This is a genomic window from Albibacterium bauzanense (assembly GCF_004339765.1).
GTDB lineage: Bacteria > Bacteroidota > Bacteroidia > Sphingobacteriales > Sphingobacteriaceae > Albibacterium > Albibacterium bauzanense.
This window is the reverse complement of the sequence record NZ_SMGO01000003.1, coordinates 254,591-270,591: the sequence shown is the minus strand read 5'-3', so window position 1 is coordinate 270,591 and position 16,001 is coordinate 254,591. Positions and strand designations below refer to the sequence as shown.

Sequence of the window (16,001 nt, the reverse complement as noted above, 5' to 3'; positions counted from 1 at the left end):
CAGTAATGTTGTGATGTAATAAAGCATACTATAAACAGAAGCGCCTTCCTCTACACAGGGAGGCGCTTTTTTGTTTATTAGATTATTAAGATTAGGATAAAAAACAAAATACACTTGTAATATAGAAATAATGAAAGTACTGAAATTTGGAGGTAGTTCTGTCGGCTCAGTAGAAAGTATTAGCCGTTTAATGAAAATATTGAAGGATATTGATAGCTTGGAAGAAAGACCGATTATTGTTCTTTCAGCCATGCAAGGAGTAACTAATCTACTTTCAAAGATGGCCGAAGGTGCTGCAGTTGGGATTAATTTTGCAAGTGATTTAACAGCCTTAGAAAACCTGCATTTCAACGTGGTAAAACAACTAATCGCGGTTCGTGGTCAGAATCCGGTTTATACACAGCTTAAAATCTATCTCAACGAACTTGAAGATTTATTGCAAGGGGTATTCACTTTGCAGGAATTGAGCCTGCAAACGAAAGATCGTATCTTAAGTTATGGAGAACGTTGTTCGGTACTTCTGGTTAGCCATGTTGCTGCACAATATTTTCCTGATACGATGGTTGTAGATGCAAGCGACTTGATTAAAACAGATAGTAGTTTTGGAAATGCACGCGTAAAGGCCCTGGAATCTGGAAACCTAATCAGAGCTTTTAGGGAAAATAATCCAGGAAAGATGTTTTTTGTAACTGGTTTTATTGGATCTAATGCTGCCGGTAAAATAACTACATTAGGAAGAGGAGGAAGTGATTATACAGCTGCTATTTTTGGTGCCGCACTAGATGCAGAACAAGTAGAGATATGGACAGATGTTGATGGTATGTTGACTGCCGATCCACGGATTGTTAAGAAAGCTTTTTCATTGCCCATATTATCTTACACAGAAGCAATGGAGCTATCTTATTTTGGTGCTAAGGTGATATATCCACCTACCATGATGCCTGCGTTCCTGAAAGATATCCCTATTATAATCAAGAATTCCTTTAATCCTGCTTTTGCAGGAACTGTTATTCAGCGTGATAGTGGTCATTCTATATTTCCAATTAAAGGAATCTCTTCTATTGATAGAGTTAGTATATTGAATCTCAGCGGAAGTGGCATGATTGGGAAAGCGGGCTTTAGTGGAAAGTTATTTACACTCTTGGCTCAGAATAGCATTAATGTTATTTTAATTACGCAGTCATCTTCAGAACATAGTATAACCTTTGCAGTTCATCCTGAGGATGCTTTGCAAGCTAAAAGAATTATAGAGAGTGAATTTGAGTTAGAGATTGCTGCTGAAAAAATCAATGTTCCTGAGCTCGAAGAAAATCTGTCTGTTTTGGCTATTGTTGGTGAAAAGATGAAGCAAACTCCAGGGATATCGGGTAAGTTGTTTTATGCAATGGGAAGAAATGGTATAAATGTGCGCGCAATTGCACAAGGTTCTTCTGAATACAATATCTCGGTAATTATATCGCATACCGATCTGTCAAAAGCTTTAAATGCTGTTCATGATGCATTCTTCTCTGTATTAAAAACTACACTTCATGTTTTTTGTTTAGGTACTGGAAACATCAGTTCGACATTGTTCAATCAAATTCAAAAACAACATTTGTTCTTGCAAGAGAATAATGATATAGAATTGAAAATGATAGGTATGAGCAATAGTCGTAAAATGTATTTTGATGTCGATGGAATAGACTTGGGTAATTGGAAAGATACATTGGAAGGAGAGGGAGAAAAAGCAGATCTAGAAAGCTTTATTTCCAGAATGAAAGACTTTAACTTACCCAACTGTGTATTGCTTGATAATACTGCAAGCGAAGCTCCGGTTCGTTTTTATGAAGATGTTTTTAGTTCAAATATTTCATTAGTTACTTGCAATAAACTTGCAAACTCTGGTAAATATGAACGCTATCGTTCTCTACGTGAATGCGCACGAAAACACGGTGTAGATTTCTTTTATGAAACGAACGTTGGTGCCGGACTTCCTATTGTAAGAACGCTTAAGGATTTGATGACAAGTGGTGATCAGATTATCAGTATTGAAGCTATCTTATCGGGCACAATTTCTTATATCTTCAATAATTATCATGGTGATAAAACTTTTTATGAAGTAGTGAAAACTGCACAAGAGTTAGGCTTTACTGAACCTGATCCACGTGATGATTTAAAAGGTTCTGATTTTATGAGAAAGTTCTTAATTTTGGCACGTGATTCGGGATTGATTTTAGAGCCTGAAGATGTTCAATTGGAAAATATTTTACCAGATAATTGTCTTAATGCATCATCTGTAGATGATTTTTATGCAGAGTTGAAAGCTTCTGAAGATCATTTTAAGGCGTTGAAAGATAAAGCTGCAGCAGAGAATAAGGCTATTCGTTACATTGGTAAGTTAGAGAACGGCAAAGTCAATATTAGTTTGGCTCTTGTAGATAGTAATCATCCGTTCTTTACCTTGTCCGGAAGTGATAATATAATATCGTTTACAACTGAACGCTACTTCCACAGACCGTTGGTAGTAAAAGGCCCAGGAGCGGGGGCAGAGGTTACAGCTGCGGGCGTATTCGCAGAGTTAGTGAATGTAGGTCATAATGCATAAAGATAATAAATAATGGAATCTGTAGAAAGTAAGGCTTTACCGCATGTAGGTAAACAATTAAAAGAGGAGGTGCGTGTATTTGCACCTGCGACTGTTGCGAATGTAATTTGCGGTTATGATATTCTGGGTTTTGCTTTAGATGAACCGGGTGATGAAGTAATTATGCGCAGAACAAAAGAAGCAGGCGTTAAAATTGTTAATATTCAGGGCGACGATGGCCGTTTACCCTGGGCTGCCGAAAAGAATACAGTAAGTGCTTCAGTTCAGAACTATTTGGAATTAATTGGGAGAAATGATATTGGTGTAGAGATTGAACTTTTTAAACATATGCCAATAGGTAGTGGTTTGGGATCAAGCGCTGCAAGTACTGTCGCCGGACTTTATGCTATTAATCAATTGCTAGGGCAACCTATTTCTCAAAGAGAACTTTTGCCTTTGGCTATGAAGGGTGAAGAACTGGCTTGTGGTTATCCGCATGCAGATAACGTTGCTCCTTCTTTGTTAGGAGGCTTTACATTAGTTAGAAGCTATGAGCCCTTGGATGTCATACATTTGCCGGTTCCCGCGAACCTATATTGTTCAGTTATCTTTCCTCATGTTGATGTTCCTACAAGGGCTGCTCGTGAAATGATCCGTAAGAAGGTTTTGTTGAAAGATGCAGTACAGCAATGGGGAAATATTGCAGGTTTGGTAAGCGGTCTCTTTATGGAAGATTATGACTTAATCAGCCGAAGTATGGAAGATGTTCTAATTGAACCTACTCGTGCTATATTAATTCCGGAATTTTATGAAATGCGTAAAATAGCGATGTCTGCCGGAGCTCTTAGTTTTGGTATTTCAGGATCAGGGCCTTCCGTATTTTCTTTTACAACCAATAGAGAGTTGGCCCAGGAAATTAGCCATAAAATCAGCAAACATTTGAATGCTCATGGCATTGAGTGTAATACTTACGTATCGTCCATTAATAGTGATGGACCTAAAGAAATTTAATATTCTACATTAATTATATATTCGTTATGCGATTTTATAGTACCAATAGCAAACAATCATTTGTTCCTTTTCGTGAAGCCGTATTTGCTAGTTTACCCAAAGATAAAGGGCTTTATATGCCTGAATCTATACCAACACTTGATGAAGAGTTTATAAAAAATATTGATCAATATAGCTTTTCAGAGATTGCTTTTAAAGTTGCTGAAAATATAATAGGGGATGATATCCCTTCTGCTGATCTTAAAAGAATTATTGACGAAACCGTTAACTTCGATGCTCCATTGGTTGCTTTGAAGGATGGTTCGTATATTCTTGAATTATTTCAAGGGCCATCATTGGCTTTTAAAGATTTCGGCGCTCGGTTTATGAGCAGGGTTATGGCTTACTTCTCTGAAAAAAGTAATCAGACACTAGATGTTCTGGTTGCAACATCCGGAGATACAGGAGGAGCGGTTGCATTGGGTTTTACAGGAGTTCCTAATACCAGGGTAACTATTCTTTTCCCAAAGGGGAAAGTAAGTCCTATTCAGGAATTGCAATTATGTACCAATGATTCAAATATTCATGCATTAGAAATTGACGGTACTTTTGATGACTGCCAAGCTCTTGTTAAAAAGGCATTTAATGACGATGACCTAAATGAAAAGCTTAACTTAACTTCTGCTAATTCTATCAATATTTCTCGTCTTATTCCGCAAACTTTCTACTACTTTTATGCTTATAGCCAATTGGTAAAACAAGGTATAAAGGATGTGGTTTTCTCTGTACCTAGTGGAAACTTTGGAAACCTGACAGCTGGTCTATTTGCAGTAAGAATGGGTTTACCTGTTAAACACTTTATTGCAGCTACAAATGCCAATGATGTTGTTCCTCGTTTCTTAAGCGGTGAAGCTTATGAAACCCGTACTGCCATAGCAACTCTGTCAAACGCTATGGACGTTGGTAATCCGAGTAACTGGGATCGGATAATGGATTTATTCAATCAAGATATAAGCGCGCTTAAAAAGCAGTTAACAGCCGATACTTATTCTGATAAGCAAACTACTGCTGCTATTGAAGAGGTTTATTATAAAGATCAATACATTGTTTGTCCGCATACAGCGATTGCTTGGCTGGCTGGTCAAGCTTATCGCTCTAAAAATCCTGGAGATTATGCACTGGTTGCTCTTTCTACGGCGCATCCTTGTAAATTCCCCGACGTTTTTCCAAAAGGAATTGGTGAAAATATAAAGGTTCCCGAATCCGTAAATGAATTAAGAAAGAGAGAGCAGAAAAAACAATTATTAAGTACTAGTTATACAGAGTTTAAGAATTACCTTTTGAACTATCCGGCTTAATGTCATGGAATCAGATCCAATATCTTCCAGAAAAGCATCGCAAACAGTCTATCCGATCTTGTTTGCGATCAGCTTTTCTCATATGCTTAATGATACTATTCAATCATTAATACCCGCCATATACCCACTTGTAAAAGATTCATTCTCTTTAAGCTTTACACAAGTGGGATTAATAACTCTGGTTTTCCAGATGTCCTCTTCTATTCTTCAGCCGCTTGTAGGTAATCTTACTGATAAAAGGCCTTTTCCTTATGCTTTGCCTATTGGAATGGGCTTTAGCTTAATAGGTTTGGTTATTCTTTCTGTGGCAGGCAGTTTTCCTATTGTATTGCTTTCTGTGGGACTTATTGGTGTAGGCTCATCAGTTTTTCATCCAGAAGCTTCAAGGATGGCACATGCTGCCTCTGGAGGCAAGAGAGGATTAGCACAATCTATCTTTCAGGTAGGAGGAAATGCTGGAAGCTCTTTCGGGCCCTTGTTGGCAGCTCTTATCGTTGCTCCCTTTGGACAGTTCAATGTAATCTATTTTTCTCTGGCGGCTTTAATTGCAATAATTGTATTATACCGGATTGGAGGATGGTATAAGCCGAAGGCTTTACGTGCTCATGTTTTAAAGAAACATAAAGTGGAAGTTGAAAAATCTTCTTATCCCAGAAAGACAGTTATATGGTCAGTTGTTATTCTCCTTTTATTAATATTTTCAAAGTATTTTTACCTTTCTAGTATCACAAGCTATTTTACATTCTACTTAATAGATAAGTTTAATTTGTCTGTACAAGCATCTCAGATACATTTATTTATGTTTCTATTTGCAGTCGCTGCGGGAACTATGGTCGGTGGTCCGATAGGAGATCGGATAGGAAGAAAATATGTAATATGGGCATCCATACTAGGCGCTGCTCCTTTTGCATTGGCACTTCCTTATGCTGATTTATTCTGGACAACCATCCTTTCAGTAATTATCGGTTTTATCCTTGCTTCTGCGTTTTCAGCTATCCTGGTGTATGCTCAAGAGCTTTTACCAGGAAAAATAGGTATGGTATCAGGTCTGTTTTTTGGATTTGCTTTTGGAATGGGAGGAATTGGTTCTGCATTATTAGGACAATTAGCTGATTTAACTAGTATATCCTATGTGTACTATGTATGTTCTTTCTTGCCATTACTGGGTTTGATTGCAGGCTTTCTCCCTAATTTAGATCAGCACAAAGAGATCGGCTAGTGGGAATCTTTAGTCAGATATGGTGTAAACTAATGCGATATATAAGCTCTATTAGTATCTGATTGATAAATAATTATAAAATTGTATAGATAAAATCTATGGGTTTATTTGAAGCTAATCTGTCGATAATATTCCGTATATTTGATGATTTAAAATAAAGAGATGATAAATAACACGATTGATAAGTTAGCCGTATTAACTCAAAAGACGGAAGGGAAGTATAAAGCCTTTTTATACGATTGCGATGGAACCTTAGCTAATAATATGTTTTTGCATAAAGCAGCTTATGTAAAGGCAGCATCTAAATATGGGATTGATTTGGATCCCGATATCGTTGATGAATTGGCAGGGTTGCCAACTGTTAAAGTAGCTGAAGAAATCAATAGAAGATATGCTGCGAATTTAGACCCTAAGGTCTTTGGGAAAGAAAAATCTACTGTATTTGTAAATGAGTTTATTGAAAAAACAGAACCCATGCCTTTTGTTGTTGATCACTTATTGGCACATGTTGGGAAAGTCCGGATTGCAGTAGTGTCTGGTGGTAGCAGAAGTACTGTGCAAAAGACCTTAACTGTTTTAGGTATTTTGCCTTATATTGAAGTATTAGTCTGTGCAGGTGAAACACCCAAAGGGAAACCCTATGCCGACCCGTTCTTAAAAGCAGCAGAACTTTTAGGTGTAGAGCCAGAAAGTTGTGTGGTTTTTGAGGATGGTATACCAGGTGTTCAAGCTGCTGAAGCAGCAGGGATGGATTGGATACGGGTAGATGAGATTTAAAGGATTGGAATAGCCCTGAAATGTTTGATTTAAAAGCTTTCCTAGATGATAAGGTAGAACAATTCAATAAACCTGATTTTATTGAATTGGATCCGATTAGTGTTCCGCATCGTTTTACCAAAAAGGAAGATATTGAAATCATAGGTTTTTTTGCTGCTATGTTAGCGTGGGGTCAGCGAAAGACAATTTTAAATAAATGTGCAGATCTTATTGAACGTATGGATGGAAGTCCATACGATTACATTATAAACCATCAGGAAGGAGATTTAAAGTCGTTGCTGGGATTTAAGCATCGGACTTTTAATGATACTGATCTACTTTACTTTGTAAGCTTCTTTAAGCATCATTATAGTCATTATTCGTCCTTGGAGGAAGCTTTTATTCCAAAGGTAAAACAGTCAGAGTTTAGAGAAGAGTATTTGGATCTTCTTCCAGTAGGTGAAAGTATTGAATTAAGTTCTTCTGCTTGTCTTTTGCAAGATTTAAGACGTGAGCCGGTGATAATTGAAGAAGCATTAAATCACTTTCGGTCTTATTTCTTCAGTTTAGAAGACTATCCTCTGCGTACACGTAAGCACGTTAGCTCTCCATTACAAAAATCAACCTGCAAACGCTTGAATATGTTTTTGCGATGGATGGTTCGAAAGGATGATAAGGGAGTTGATTTTGGCATTTGGACAAAGTTATCTTCTGCAGCATTGATTTGTCCATGTGATGTTCATGTAGATCGTGTTGCACGTAAATTAGGCTTAATATCAAGAAAGCAAACTGATTGGTTAACAGCGATAGAACTCACTGAAAACTTACGTCATTTAGATCCAAAGGATCCTGTTAAATATGATTTTGCTTTATTTGGATTGGGAGTAGAGAAGGAAATGTAAATATAATTAAAAAGTATAAAAAAAGGCCTTGGATGCAAATCCAAGGCCTTTTTTTATACTGAGCGAAAGAATATGCCTCACTCTGCTGTTAATTTTATAAGTGAATTACTTCACCATAAGCATCAGCTGTTGCTTCCATTATAGCTTCACTCATAGTTGGGTGAGGATGGATAGCTTTTAAGATTTCGTGTCCGGTAGTCTCTAATTTACGGGCAACTACGATTTCCGCTATCATTTCTGTAACATTAGCACCAATCATATGTGCTCCTAAAAGCTCACCGTATTTGGCATCGTATATCATTTTTACAAAACCATCTTTTGCACCAGCAGCACTCGCTTTACCTGAAGCAGAGAATGGGAATTTTCCAATCTTTAATTCGTAACCGGCCTCTTTAGCAGCCTTTTCAGTTAAACCTACTGAAGCAATCTCTGGTGTACAGTATGTACAGCCTGGTATATTGCCATAATCGATTGCTTTAACATCCATACCTGCAATCTTTTCAACACAAGTAATTCCCTCTGCAGATGCAACATGCGCTAAAGCTTGTCCTTTTACAATATCTCCGATAGCATAAACACCTTCGATATTTGTTTTGTAAAAATCATCAACAATAACATGTCCTCTTTCAGTTTTAACACCTACTTCTTCAAGGCCAATGTTTTCAATATTAGGAGTGATGCCTACAGCAGAAAGTACAACACTTGCTTCCAGCTCTTGCGTTCCTTTTGCGTTTTTAACAGAAACTTTGTTAACCGAGCCTGATTTCGTTACTGCTGTAACTTCAGAGCTGGTTAATACAGTTATTCCAGCTTTTTTCAAGCTTCTTTCTAATTGCTTAGAAACTTCTTCATCTTCAACCGGAACAATTCTATCCAGGAATTCTACAATCGTAACCTTCGTTCCAATTGCATTGTAGAAATATGCGAATTCAACACCAATTGCACCAGAGCCAACAACTACAATAGATTCAGGTTGTTTTTCAAGGCTCATAGCCTGACGGTAACCGATGATGTTCTTACCATCTTGTTTTAAATTAGGAAGTTCGCGAGAACGTGCACCAGTAGCTAAGATTGTATGTTTGGCAGCGTATTCTTTGGTAGAACCATCTGCATCTTTAACAGCAATTTTACCACCTTTTTTAATAGTAGCTGTTCCTAGAATAACATCAATCTTATTTTTCTTCATTAAGAATTGAATCCCTTTACTCATTCCATCGGCTACTCCACGGCTTCTTTTAACAATAGCAGGGAAATCTGCCTCTCCGCCATTTACTTTAATCCCATAGTCTTCGGCATGGTTAAGGTACTCAAATACTTGAGCACTTTTTAATAATGCTTTTGTAGGAATACAACCCCAGTTGAGACAAATCCCACCAAGTGATTCACGTTCTACAATAGCCGTCTTGAAGCCTAATTGAGAAGCTCTGATAGCAGCAACATAGCCTCCGGGGCCGCTTCCTATAACAATAATGTCGTAATTCATGCTTTGATATTAACGTATAAAGATTTTCTTAATAATGTTGTTTCAGATGCAAACTTACATAATTTTTTACTTTTTATAGGATATCCTATATAGCAAACCAGCCTCATTGGCTCATCGAAGTTAGTTTATAATACTATTATTAAAACAAGAAATCTGAGGATGTGTTATTTCATTGACAAACAATGATACCTTATGAAAGATCAAGCACCTAAAGCTCAGAAACAAGACAAGCAACCAGGCGATCAATTTAAGATGAGTCCAAAGCCTGAATCTAAAGCAGATAATGCTCAGAAGAGAAAATTAGAAGGTAAAGTAGCTATTATCTCTGGCGGTGATAGTGGAATAGGAAGAGCTGTTGCTCTAGCTTTTGTAAAAGAGGGCGCAAAAGTTTGTATTACCTATCTGAACGAGAAAAGAGATGCAGAAGATACTGAGAAATTAATAAAGGAGGCGGGAGGAAACTGTTTATTGATAGCTGGAGATATTAGAGATGATAAACACTGTGAATTAATTGTTTCCAAAACGATTGACGTATTTGGGAAGTTGGATATTGTAGTTAACAATGCAGCTGTCCAATATTCTCAAGAATCTTTGTTAGATATTAGTAATGAACAACTTCAAAAAACATTTCAAACAAACATATTCGCTTATTTTTATTTAACAAGAGCTGCCTTGCCTTATTTAAAAGAAGGATCCGCAATTATTAATACCACTTCTGTAACAGCTTATCGCGGCAGTGCTCATTTAATTGATTATGCATCAACTAAAGGCGCAATTGTAGGATTTACGCGTTCTTTAGCTAATAATCTTGCAAAAAAGAATATTCGTGTAAATGGAGTAGCATCTGGCCCGATTTGGACACCTCTGATTCCTGCAAGTTTTAGTGAAGAGAAGGTTGCAGAATTTGGAAAAGATGTTCCTATGGGCCGTCCTGGTCAGCCCAATGAAGTTGCCCCATCTTATGTGTTTTTGGCATCTGAAGATGCAAGTTATATGACCGGTCAGATTATTCATCCAAATGGAGGAGAAATAGTAAATGGCTAAGAAAAACGCAGAGAAATCACTCTATGATAAAAATGATTTGCAAAGTATTGCTTCATTTTTGATTAAATCGAAGGCTACGTTATCGGTGGCCGAAAGTGTTACATCAGGCTGTTTACAAACTGCTTTTTCTTTGGCTGAAGGTGCCACCATGTTTTTTCAAGGAGGAATCACAGTTTATCAGGGCGGACAAAAAACCAGGATTCTTGATGTTGAACCTATTTATGGCGAGCACAATGAATTTGTTAATTCTCAAGTAGCTTGTCAAATGGCTTTGGGTGCTAATAAACTTTTCTTAAGTAAATATGCAATTGCTATTACTGGTTTTACTCAACAAATTCCTGATCATGAATTTAAAAACCCTTATGCGTATTATGCTATCGCCAAGGATCGGGAGATTGTATTAGAAGGTTATATAGAGGCAGTGAAGGATGACTCTTTCAGTATACAAGAATGTTATACTCAACAAATTTTGAAGCTATTTAAAAATTTATTGAACGGTGATTAAGTTGATTCAACACTCTATTTTTTTATACTTTGTTAGGATTATCGATACTGCCATTATCAAATAGTTCATCGTTTCTTCGTCTTACATCTTCTGTAATATCCGAATCTTCGTCTTCATCCAGATTGCTTGTTTCCTTTAGATCAGAAGTTGTATTTATACCTGCTGTTCTATCTGCATAATCACCCCTGTTATAAAAACGATCTTCGTCAAAATCCTTATTATCATAGAAAGTATCTCGATTATAATCTGCTATTCCTGATGTAACTCCTCCAGCAATTGTGCCTAAGAATGTATTACGAATTGCATACTCTTGTTCAGGAGTAATTTCATCCCCGGTATAAGTCGGTAAATTTGATAATTGTGCTAGTGTTAAATCTGAGATTACGACTTCTTCGGTGCTCGTATTTAATTGTGCTTTCCCAATAGGAATCAATACATCACGATTGCCTAAAGCTGAGTCTGAATCATTTAAATGCGTAATAATATACCTGACTTTTTGAGCTATTTTATCGAATAGCATATCTCGTACTTTACCTACTTTTTCGCCTGTATAATCTACTATTCTCCAACCCTGAATATCTGGCGCGCCTTCTGCGATTTTATAATCGCTTCCTCTTAGTTCTTCTAAATGATTTGATCTTGTATTATCCATAATATTATTATTAAATGTTCATTTTAAATGGTAACAATAATTCAACTAACTTATTGAGTCATAGCTATTGAGTCTGTTGTCGTTGGAGTGGTATTATTCATATCATTACCACCTCGTAAGAAAAGCCATATAAGTAATATTACTACAATTACTATCAGCCATATCCACCAATTGCTTTTTTTCTTGGGTTCTACATCTATTTGAGCCATAATTTTAGTTTTAATTCAATGATTTTATTTTTTTACATAATCTACTTATGCGTTAAATAATTAACCTATCCTGGTTAAAAAAAGTTTTATTTTTTGGAAATCATTTGCATACCAAAGCCTCTTGTTAGAATAAAAGCTTTTCTTGAGAATAAATGTGGGGGATTATTTATTCTTTAACTTAATATTACTTCTTGTGCTTCCCAAGTTTCCTTGCATATCACTGCCCTCTATTATTATCGAATAACTACCAGGGTTATCGGCAGTATAAAATGACACGGTCGCTTTGCCATCTTTATCTGTGGTGATAAATGGCTCCCAGTAAATAGTTGAGCGTATATCCGTCATATCAACTGTGCTGCTAGCTTTATATTTAGGGGAATAGAATTCTCTCGGCAGGGTAAAAGCCATGGGTTTGAATAAGTAAGTTCCTATACTTTTCTTTAAGAAAGGTCCGTGTCCCGAGCGTGTTGTTACTTCGATAAAGATATGATCAGTTATTTTCGCTAAAGGATTAAGAAATCTTTGAACATACGCAAGGGCATTTCTCGTGCTTGTCATCACTTCTATCCCTTTAATTTCTTCAGCATCGTAATAATCAAAATAATCTTTGAAGTATTCATATTGTGATGCAGAGTCGGACATAAAGAATTCAGTATCTGTACCATCTATAATGAGGTGAACGAATTTAGTATATACTGTATAATAACGTTCTCCGGAACTATTGGTTCTTACACCAAAGCCTTCAATGTTTTTATAAAGCAGATCGCCTAAGGTCATCCTGCCTACTTTTTCCAATACTTCTTCATCAATAACCACATCCGCTCCTCCGGGACCGTTTAGATTTTTGGAATCTTTGATTACTTTCCTTCCTTCAATAACCACTGCTTTAAGCAAAGTGCCTGACGTTGCCTCTTCCTGGTCTTTTTCAAGTTGAATTTGCTTATTTACAGACAGTAATTTAACAGTATCCGTATTGACATACCAAGGGACCATACGTTTGTTCAAAGGAGTAAAGTCAGGAGCGGAAAATTCTTCCATTTCTATTCCAACATTCGAACTTTTACCATTTTTATTTCTGGCTTGAATAAAGAAAACCGCTGTGTCTACTGGCTGGATATCCTTAAAAATAAAAAGACCTTGTTCGTTTGTGATGGTATCCAATGTTAAAAAAGGCTTCTTTGACAATAACACAATACCTGAGTTAGCAACCGGTTTGTTAAACATATTGACAACCTTCCCTTTTATTAAAAATTCTGGTTCGGCAGCATAAGGAAGAACAGGGCCTTCTTTGAATACCTTATCCCAATCATAGGATACCCATCCTTGTGCTAGAAGCAGTTGGTCCAGATCTTGCCATTTCTTAGAGTCTTTTGCAGATTGTGAATAATATCCTGGGTCTTCAACAGTTCCTTTTAAGTCGGCAGTTAATAGTATTTGACTGATGATAGAGCCGTTAGTAAGGCTATCTGTTTTCACCTGGCCATCATCAGTTACTGCAAGAGAAAAGCTTCCCTGTACAGGCATCCCGTTTTTATCTGTTACTTCAATAGCTAAGGAAACACTATCTCTTAATTGATAGGATGTTTGATTACTAGTAAGTTGAATACGTAGATTGTCATCGTGGTCAATAAATATAATCCGTTCGTTCAGCACATTATTGTCAGGTCCGATTAATGTGAACTTAGTAATCCCACTTGGAAATATATCTTTACTGATCTTTAACTTTAAAGAATCTTTACCTAGATTGAAAGAAGCGCCATAAAGAGCTATACCTCTTGCTTGACCAACTAAGAAATAAGGACCGGTTACCGTATTGGGTGTTGCATGAATGATAAGTTCACATGAATCGCTTTGAAACGAATTGTTAACAGCCATCGTAATGCCTGTGCTTTTTGTTGTAGGTAAGGGATAACTGTTATACAAGCCATTAGGTAATTCTATTCTGGCTGAATATACTTCACTTTCTAGAGGAGTAAAATTAAAAGTACCGATACCTCTATGTGTAGATTGAAATTCAGCAACTTCTTGCAAGCTACTATTGAATATTTTTCCAGATACATCAGTTCCCAAGCCATCTTCATTGATTGCTTTAAAAGCTATATGTGCGGGAAGACCAGCAACCAGGTTACCACCTTCAGGCATAAACTGCAAATCAATAAACTCCGGACGATTTAATGAAATGGGTATTGACAGCTTACGATTGCCCTCATTCTTTCGTAAATCCTGCAGGTTTAAGGTCAAGTTTTTTGAATTAACCTGCTGAGGAAGCTCGAAATCTAGCGTTAATAAACCATCAATATTGGTTTCTAAATTATTCTTGAACCATGTTTTCTTCTCATCTGCAATTTGTACCTGCAGTTCTCTTAAACCCAGAGGACTCTTATCAATCCGATCAAGCTCTAGAGAAAGCTGCATCTTTCCTTGCTCGGTATTGGTTAAAGGTTGAATACTATAATTTACTAACCAATCCTTGTCATTCGCATTACCAATATAAATAGGTTTCTTGACTATATAATCTTCTCCAAAGTTTCGCATCCAATTGGTATAGGCTCTTAAGGTGTAACCACCCTGGGGTATTTCCTGCTCATTTAGAGCAATCTGACCAGAGGCAAGACCGTTAAAAACTGGCAGCATAATTCGGGTTACTACTCTATTGCTATCATTCGCAATTTCAACATACATGATCCCGCTTTTAGTACTGGCATTAAAAGATGATGCATTAAATAAATATGCCTTAAACCATAAAGTATCTCCGCTGAAATAAGAAGGTTTGTCTGTTTGTAAGTATAGCTTCTCTATGGCAAGGCTATCATTCAAAGTATTAACAGAGGATATAATTTCATTAATATCTGTTTTTGGCGCTTCTTGTGCAAAAGCCATACTTGAAAGGAGAACAAAAAAGATTAATATATTTTTTGTCATTATTTGCTGGTTAGAGGTTACGGCTTAGATAAAGATAAATATAATTTGGTAGTTAACAAGATGTTAGAATAAGCATTCGTTGATAAGTCTTCAGTTGTTGATAAATACTTCGCTGATAAATATTGCATTCGATTTTTAAAACGATAGTTTTGTTATTGTAAAATCATAGCAATAAGGTATTGCACCTGTAATAAAAAGAGGGGAATCGTGTGTAATTCACGAGCTGTTGCGCAACTGTAAATAGAGAATTAATTCTAAAGCCAGGCTACCTTCCTTATCTGCTTGACTTTGCTTTCGCAAGAAAAGTAAATGTCCGAATGAATACAAGGGTATTCAACAAGAATCCCCTGCTTTCGTTTATCCGTTTGTACATATTACTTTTTTAGCTTTTGGATTTCAAAAAATAAAAAATTATTAATATGAGCATTTTCGACAAAAGGATAAACTATAAGCCCTTTGAATATCCTGAGATTTTAAATTTTACTGAGGCAATTAATAAGTCTTATTGGGTTCACTCTGAAGTAGATTTCACTGCAGACGTGCAAGATTTCCATTCTCATTTAAGTGTTAATGATAAGGAAGTTATCAAGAGAAGTCTGCTCGCAATTGCGCAGATTGAAGTTTCAGTAAAGTCTTTTTGGGGCAACCTATACACCCATATACCTAAGCCAGAATTTAATGGCTTAGGAACTACTTTCGCTGAATGTGAGTTTCGACACTCTGAGGCATATTCTCGACTTTTAGAAGTATTGGGTTACAATAATGAATTTGAGCAATTAATTCATGTACCTGTTATAGAGAAGAGAATTGCCTACCTCTCAGATGCCTTAGCTTATAGTAAATCAGAGAACGAAAAAGAATATCTTTTCTCCCTGGTTCTATTTGCTATGCTGATAGAAAATGTATCCCTTTTTAGTCAGTTTGCAATTATACTTTCATTTACCCGATTTAGAGGAGTGATGAAAAATATCAGTAATATCATTGCTTGGACCTCTGTTGATGAGCAAGTTCATGCAAACGCGGGAATGTATATTGTAAATAAAATTAAAGAAGAGTTTCCTGAGTTCTTTGATGATGCTACTAAAAAAAGAATTTCAGATATCGTTTTACACTCTATTCAAGTTGAATCAGAAATACTAGACTGGATCTTTGAACAAGGCGAGATCGATATTGTCAGCAAAAAGAATCTTCTCAATTTTATGAAGTACCGGGTTGATGATAGCATGTATAAAATAGGCTTGCAAAAGGTATTTAATGTTTCTGAGAGTGATTACCAACCGATGGTTTGGTTTGAAGAAGAGGTTTTTGCAAATAGTATGGACGATTTTTTTGCAAAGCGGCCAGTAGACTATACCAAGCATGATAAAAGTATTACAGCGAACGATTTGTTTTAAACTC

13 protein-coding genes and 1 riboswitch are annotated in these 16,001 nt (G+C 36.5%); of the genes, 9 read left to right on the top strand and 4 right to left on the bottom strand.

The window, feature by feature from the left end:
• The first annotated feature begins 130 nt into the window (after positions 1-130).
• From thrA to C8N28_RS12470, 6 genes are all read left to right on the top strand, one after another.
• Positions 131-2,584: a bifunctional aspartate kinase/homoserine dehydrogenase I gene (gene thrA / locus C8N28_RS12495; RefSeq protein ID WP_132225414.1), complete on the top strand. Its 2,454-nt coding sequence runs from the start codon at positions 131-133 to the stop codon at positions 2,582-2,584.
• A gap of 12 nt (positions 2,585-2,596) precedes the next feature.
• Positions 2,597-3,574, top strand: coding sequence for a homoserine kinase (locus C8N28_RS12490; RefSeq protein ID WP_132225413.1), 978 nt, complete (start codon positions 2,597-2,599; stop codon positions 3,572-3,574).
• Positions 3,575-3,600: 26 nt separating this feature from the next.
• Complete coding sequence (gene thrC, locus C8N28_RS12485; RefSeq protein ID WP_132225412.1) at positions 3,601-4,911, top strand: threonine synthase; 1,311 nt, start codon at positions 3,601-3,603, stop codon at positions 4,909-4,911.
• 4 nt (positions 4,912-4,915) lie between these two features.
• Positions 4,916-6,130 (top strand): MFS transporter, encoded by a 1,215-nt coding sequence (locus tag C8N28_RS12480; RefSeq protein ID WP_132225410.1) that lies wholly within the window; start codon positions 4,916-4,918, stop codon positions 6,128-6,130.
• 162 nt (positions 6,131-6,292) lie between these two features.
• Positions 6,293-6,907, top strand: coding sequence for an HAD family hydrolase (locus C8N28_RS12475; RefSeq protein ID WP_132225408.1), 615 nt, complete (start codon positions 6,293-6,295; stop codon positions 6,905-6,907).
• 20 nt (positions 6,908-6,927) lie between these two features.
• The gene (locus C8N28_RS12470; protein ID WP_132225406.1) at positions 6,928-7,788 is read left to right on the top strand and encodes a TIGR02757 family protein; all 861 of its coding nucleotides are present in this window, start codon (positions 6,928-6,930) and stop codon (positions 7,786-7,788) included.
• A gap of 94 nt (positions 7,789-7,882) precedes the next feature.
• On the opposite strand, the gene lpdA is transcribed toward C8N28_RS12470, so the two are convergent.
• Positions 7,883-9,271, bottom strand: a complete 1,389-nt coding sequence (gene lpdA / locus C8N28_RS12465; protein ID WP_132225404.1) for a dihydrolipoyl dehydrogenase — start codon at positions 9,269-9,271, stop codon at positions 7,883-7,885.
• Positions 9,272-9,463: 192 nt separating this feature from the next.
• On the opposite strand from lpdA, the gene C8N28_RS12460 reads away from it, so the two are divergent.
• Together C8N28_RS12460 and C8N28_RS12455 are read left to right on the top strand one after the other, a co-directional pair.
• Positions 9,464-10,315, top strand: a complete 852-nt coding sequence (locus C8N28_RS12460) for an SDR family oxidoreductase (RefSeq protein ID WP_132225402.1) — start codon at positions 9,464-9,466, stop codon at positions 10,313-10,315.
• Complete coding sequence (locus C8N28_RS12455; RefSeq protein ID WP_132225400.1) at positions 10,308-10,820, top strand: CinA family protein; 513 nt, start codon at positions 10,308-10,310, stop codon at positions 10,818-10,820. Before C8N28_RS12460 ends, C8N28_RS12455 begins: the two co-directional genes overlap by 8 nt.
• Positions 10,821-10,842: 22 nt before the next feature.
• Here C8N28_RS12455 and C8N28_RS12450 read toward each other — a convergent pair whose 3' ends face one another.
• The 3 genes from C8N28_RS12450 to C8N28_RS12445 form a co-directional block, all read right to left on the bottom strand.
• A complete protein-coding gene (locus tag C8N28_RS12450; protein ID WP_132225398.1) occupies positions 10,843-11,472 on the bottom strand; it encodes a PRC-barrel domain-containing protein in 630 nt (209 codons plus the stop codon).
• Between the two features lie 50 nt (positions 11,473-11,522).
• The gene (locus C8N28_RS13855) at positions 11,523-11,681 is read right to left on the bottom strand and encodes a hypothetical protein (protein ID WP_221410237.1); all 159 of its coding nucleotides are present in this window, start codon (positions 11,679-11,681) and stop codon (positions 11,523-11,525) included.
• A 162-nt stretch (positions 11,682-11,843) separates the two neighbouring features.
• The gene (locus tag C8N28_RS12445; protein ID WP_132225396.1) at positions 11,844-14,603 is read right to left on the bottom strand and encodes a hypothetical protein; all 2,760 of its coding nucleotides are present in this window, start codon (positions 14,601-14,603) and stop codon (positions 11,844-11,846) included.
• Positions 14,604-14,761: 158 nt separating this feature from the next.
• Positions 14,762-14,894, top strand: a riboswitch (cobalamin riboswitch).
• A 128-nt stretch (positions 14,895-15,022) separates the two neighbouring features.
• Between C8N28_RS12445 and C8N28_RS12440 the strand changes: the two genes are divergently transcribed.
• Positions 15,023-15,997, top strand: coding sequence for a ribonucleotide-diphosphate reductase subunit beta (locus C8N28_RS12440; protein WP_132225394.1), 975 nt, complete (start codon positions 15,023-15,025; stop codon positions 15,995-15,997).
• Positions 15,998-16,001: the final 4 nt, after the last annotated feature.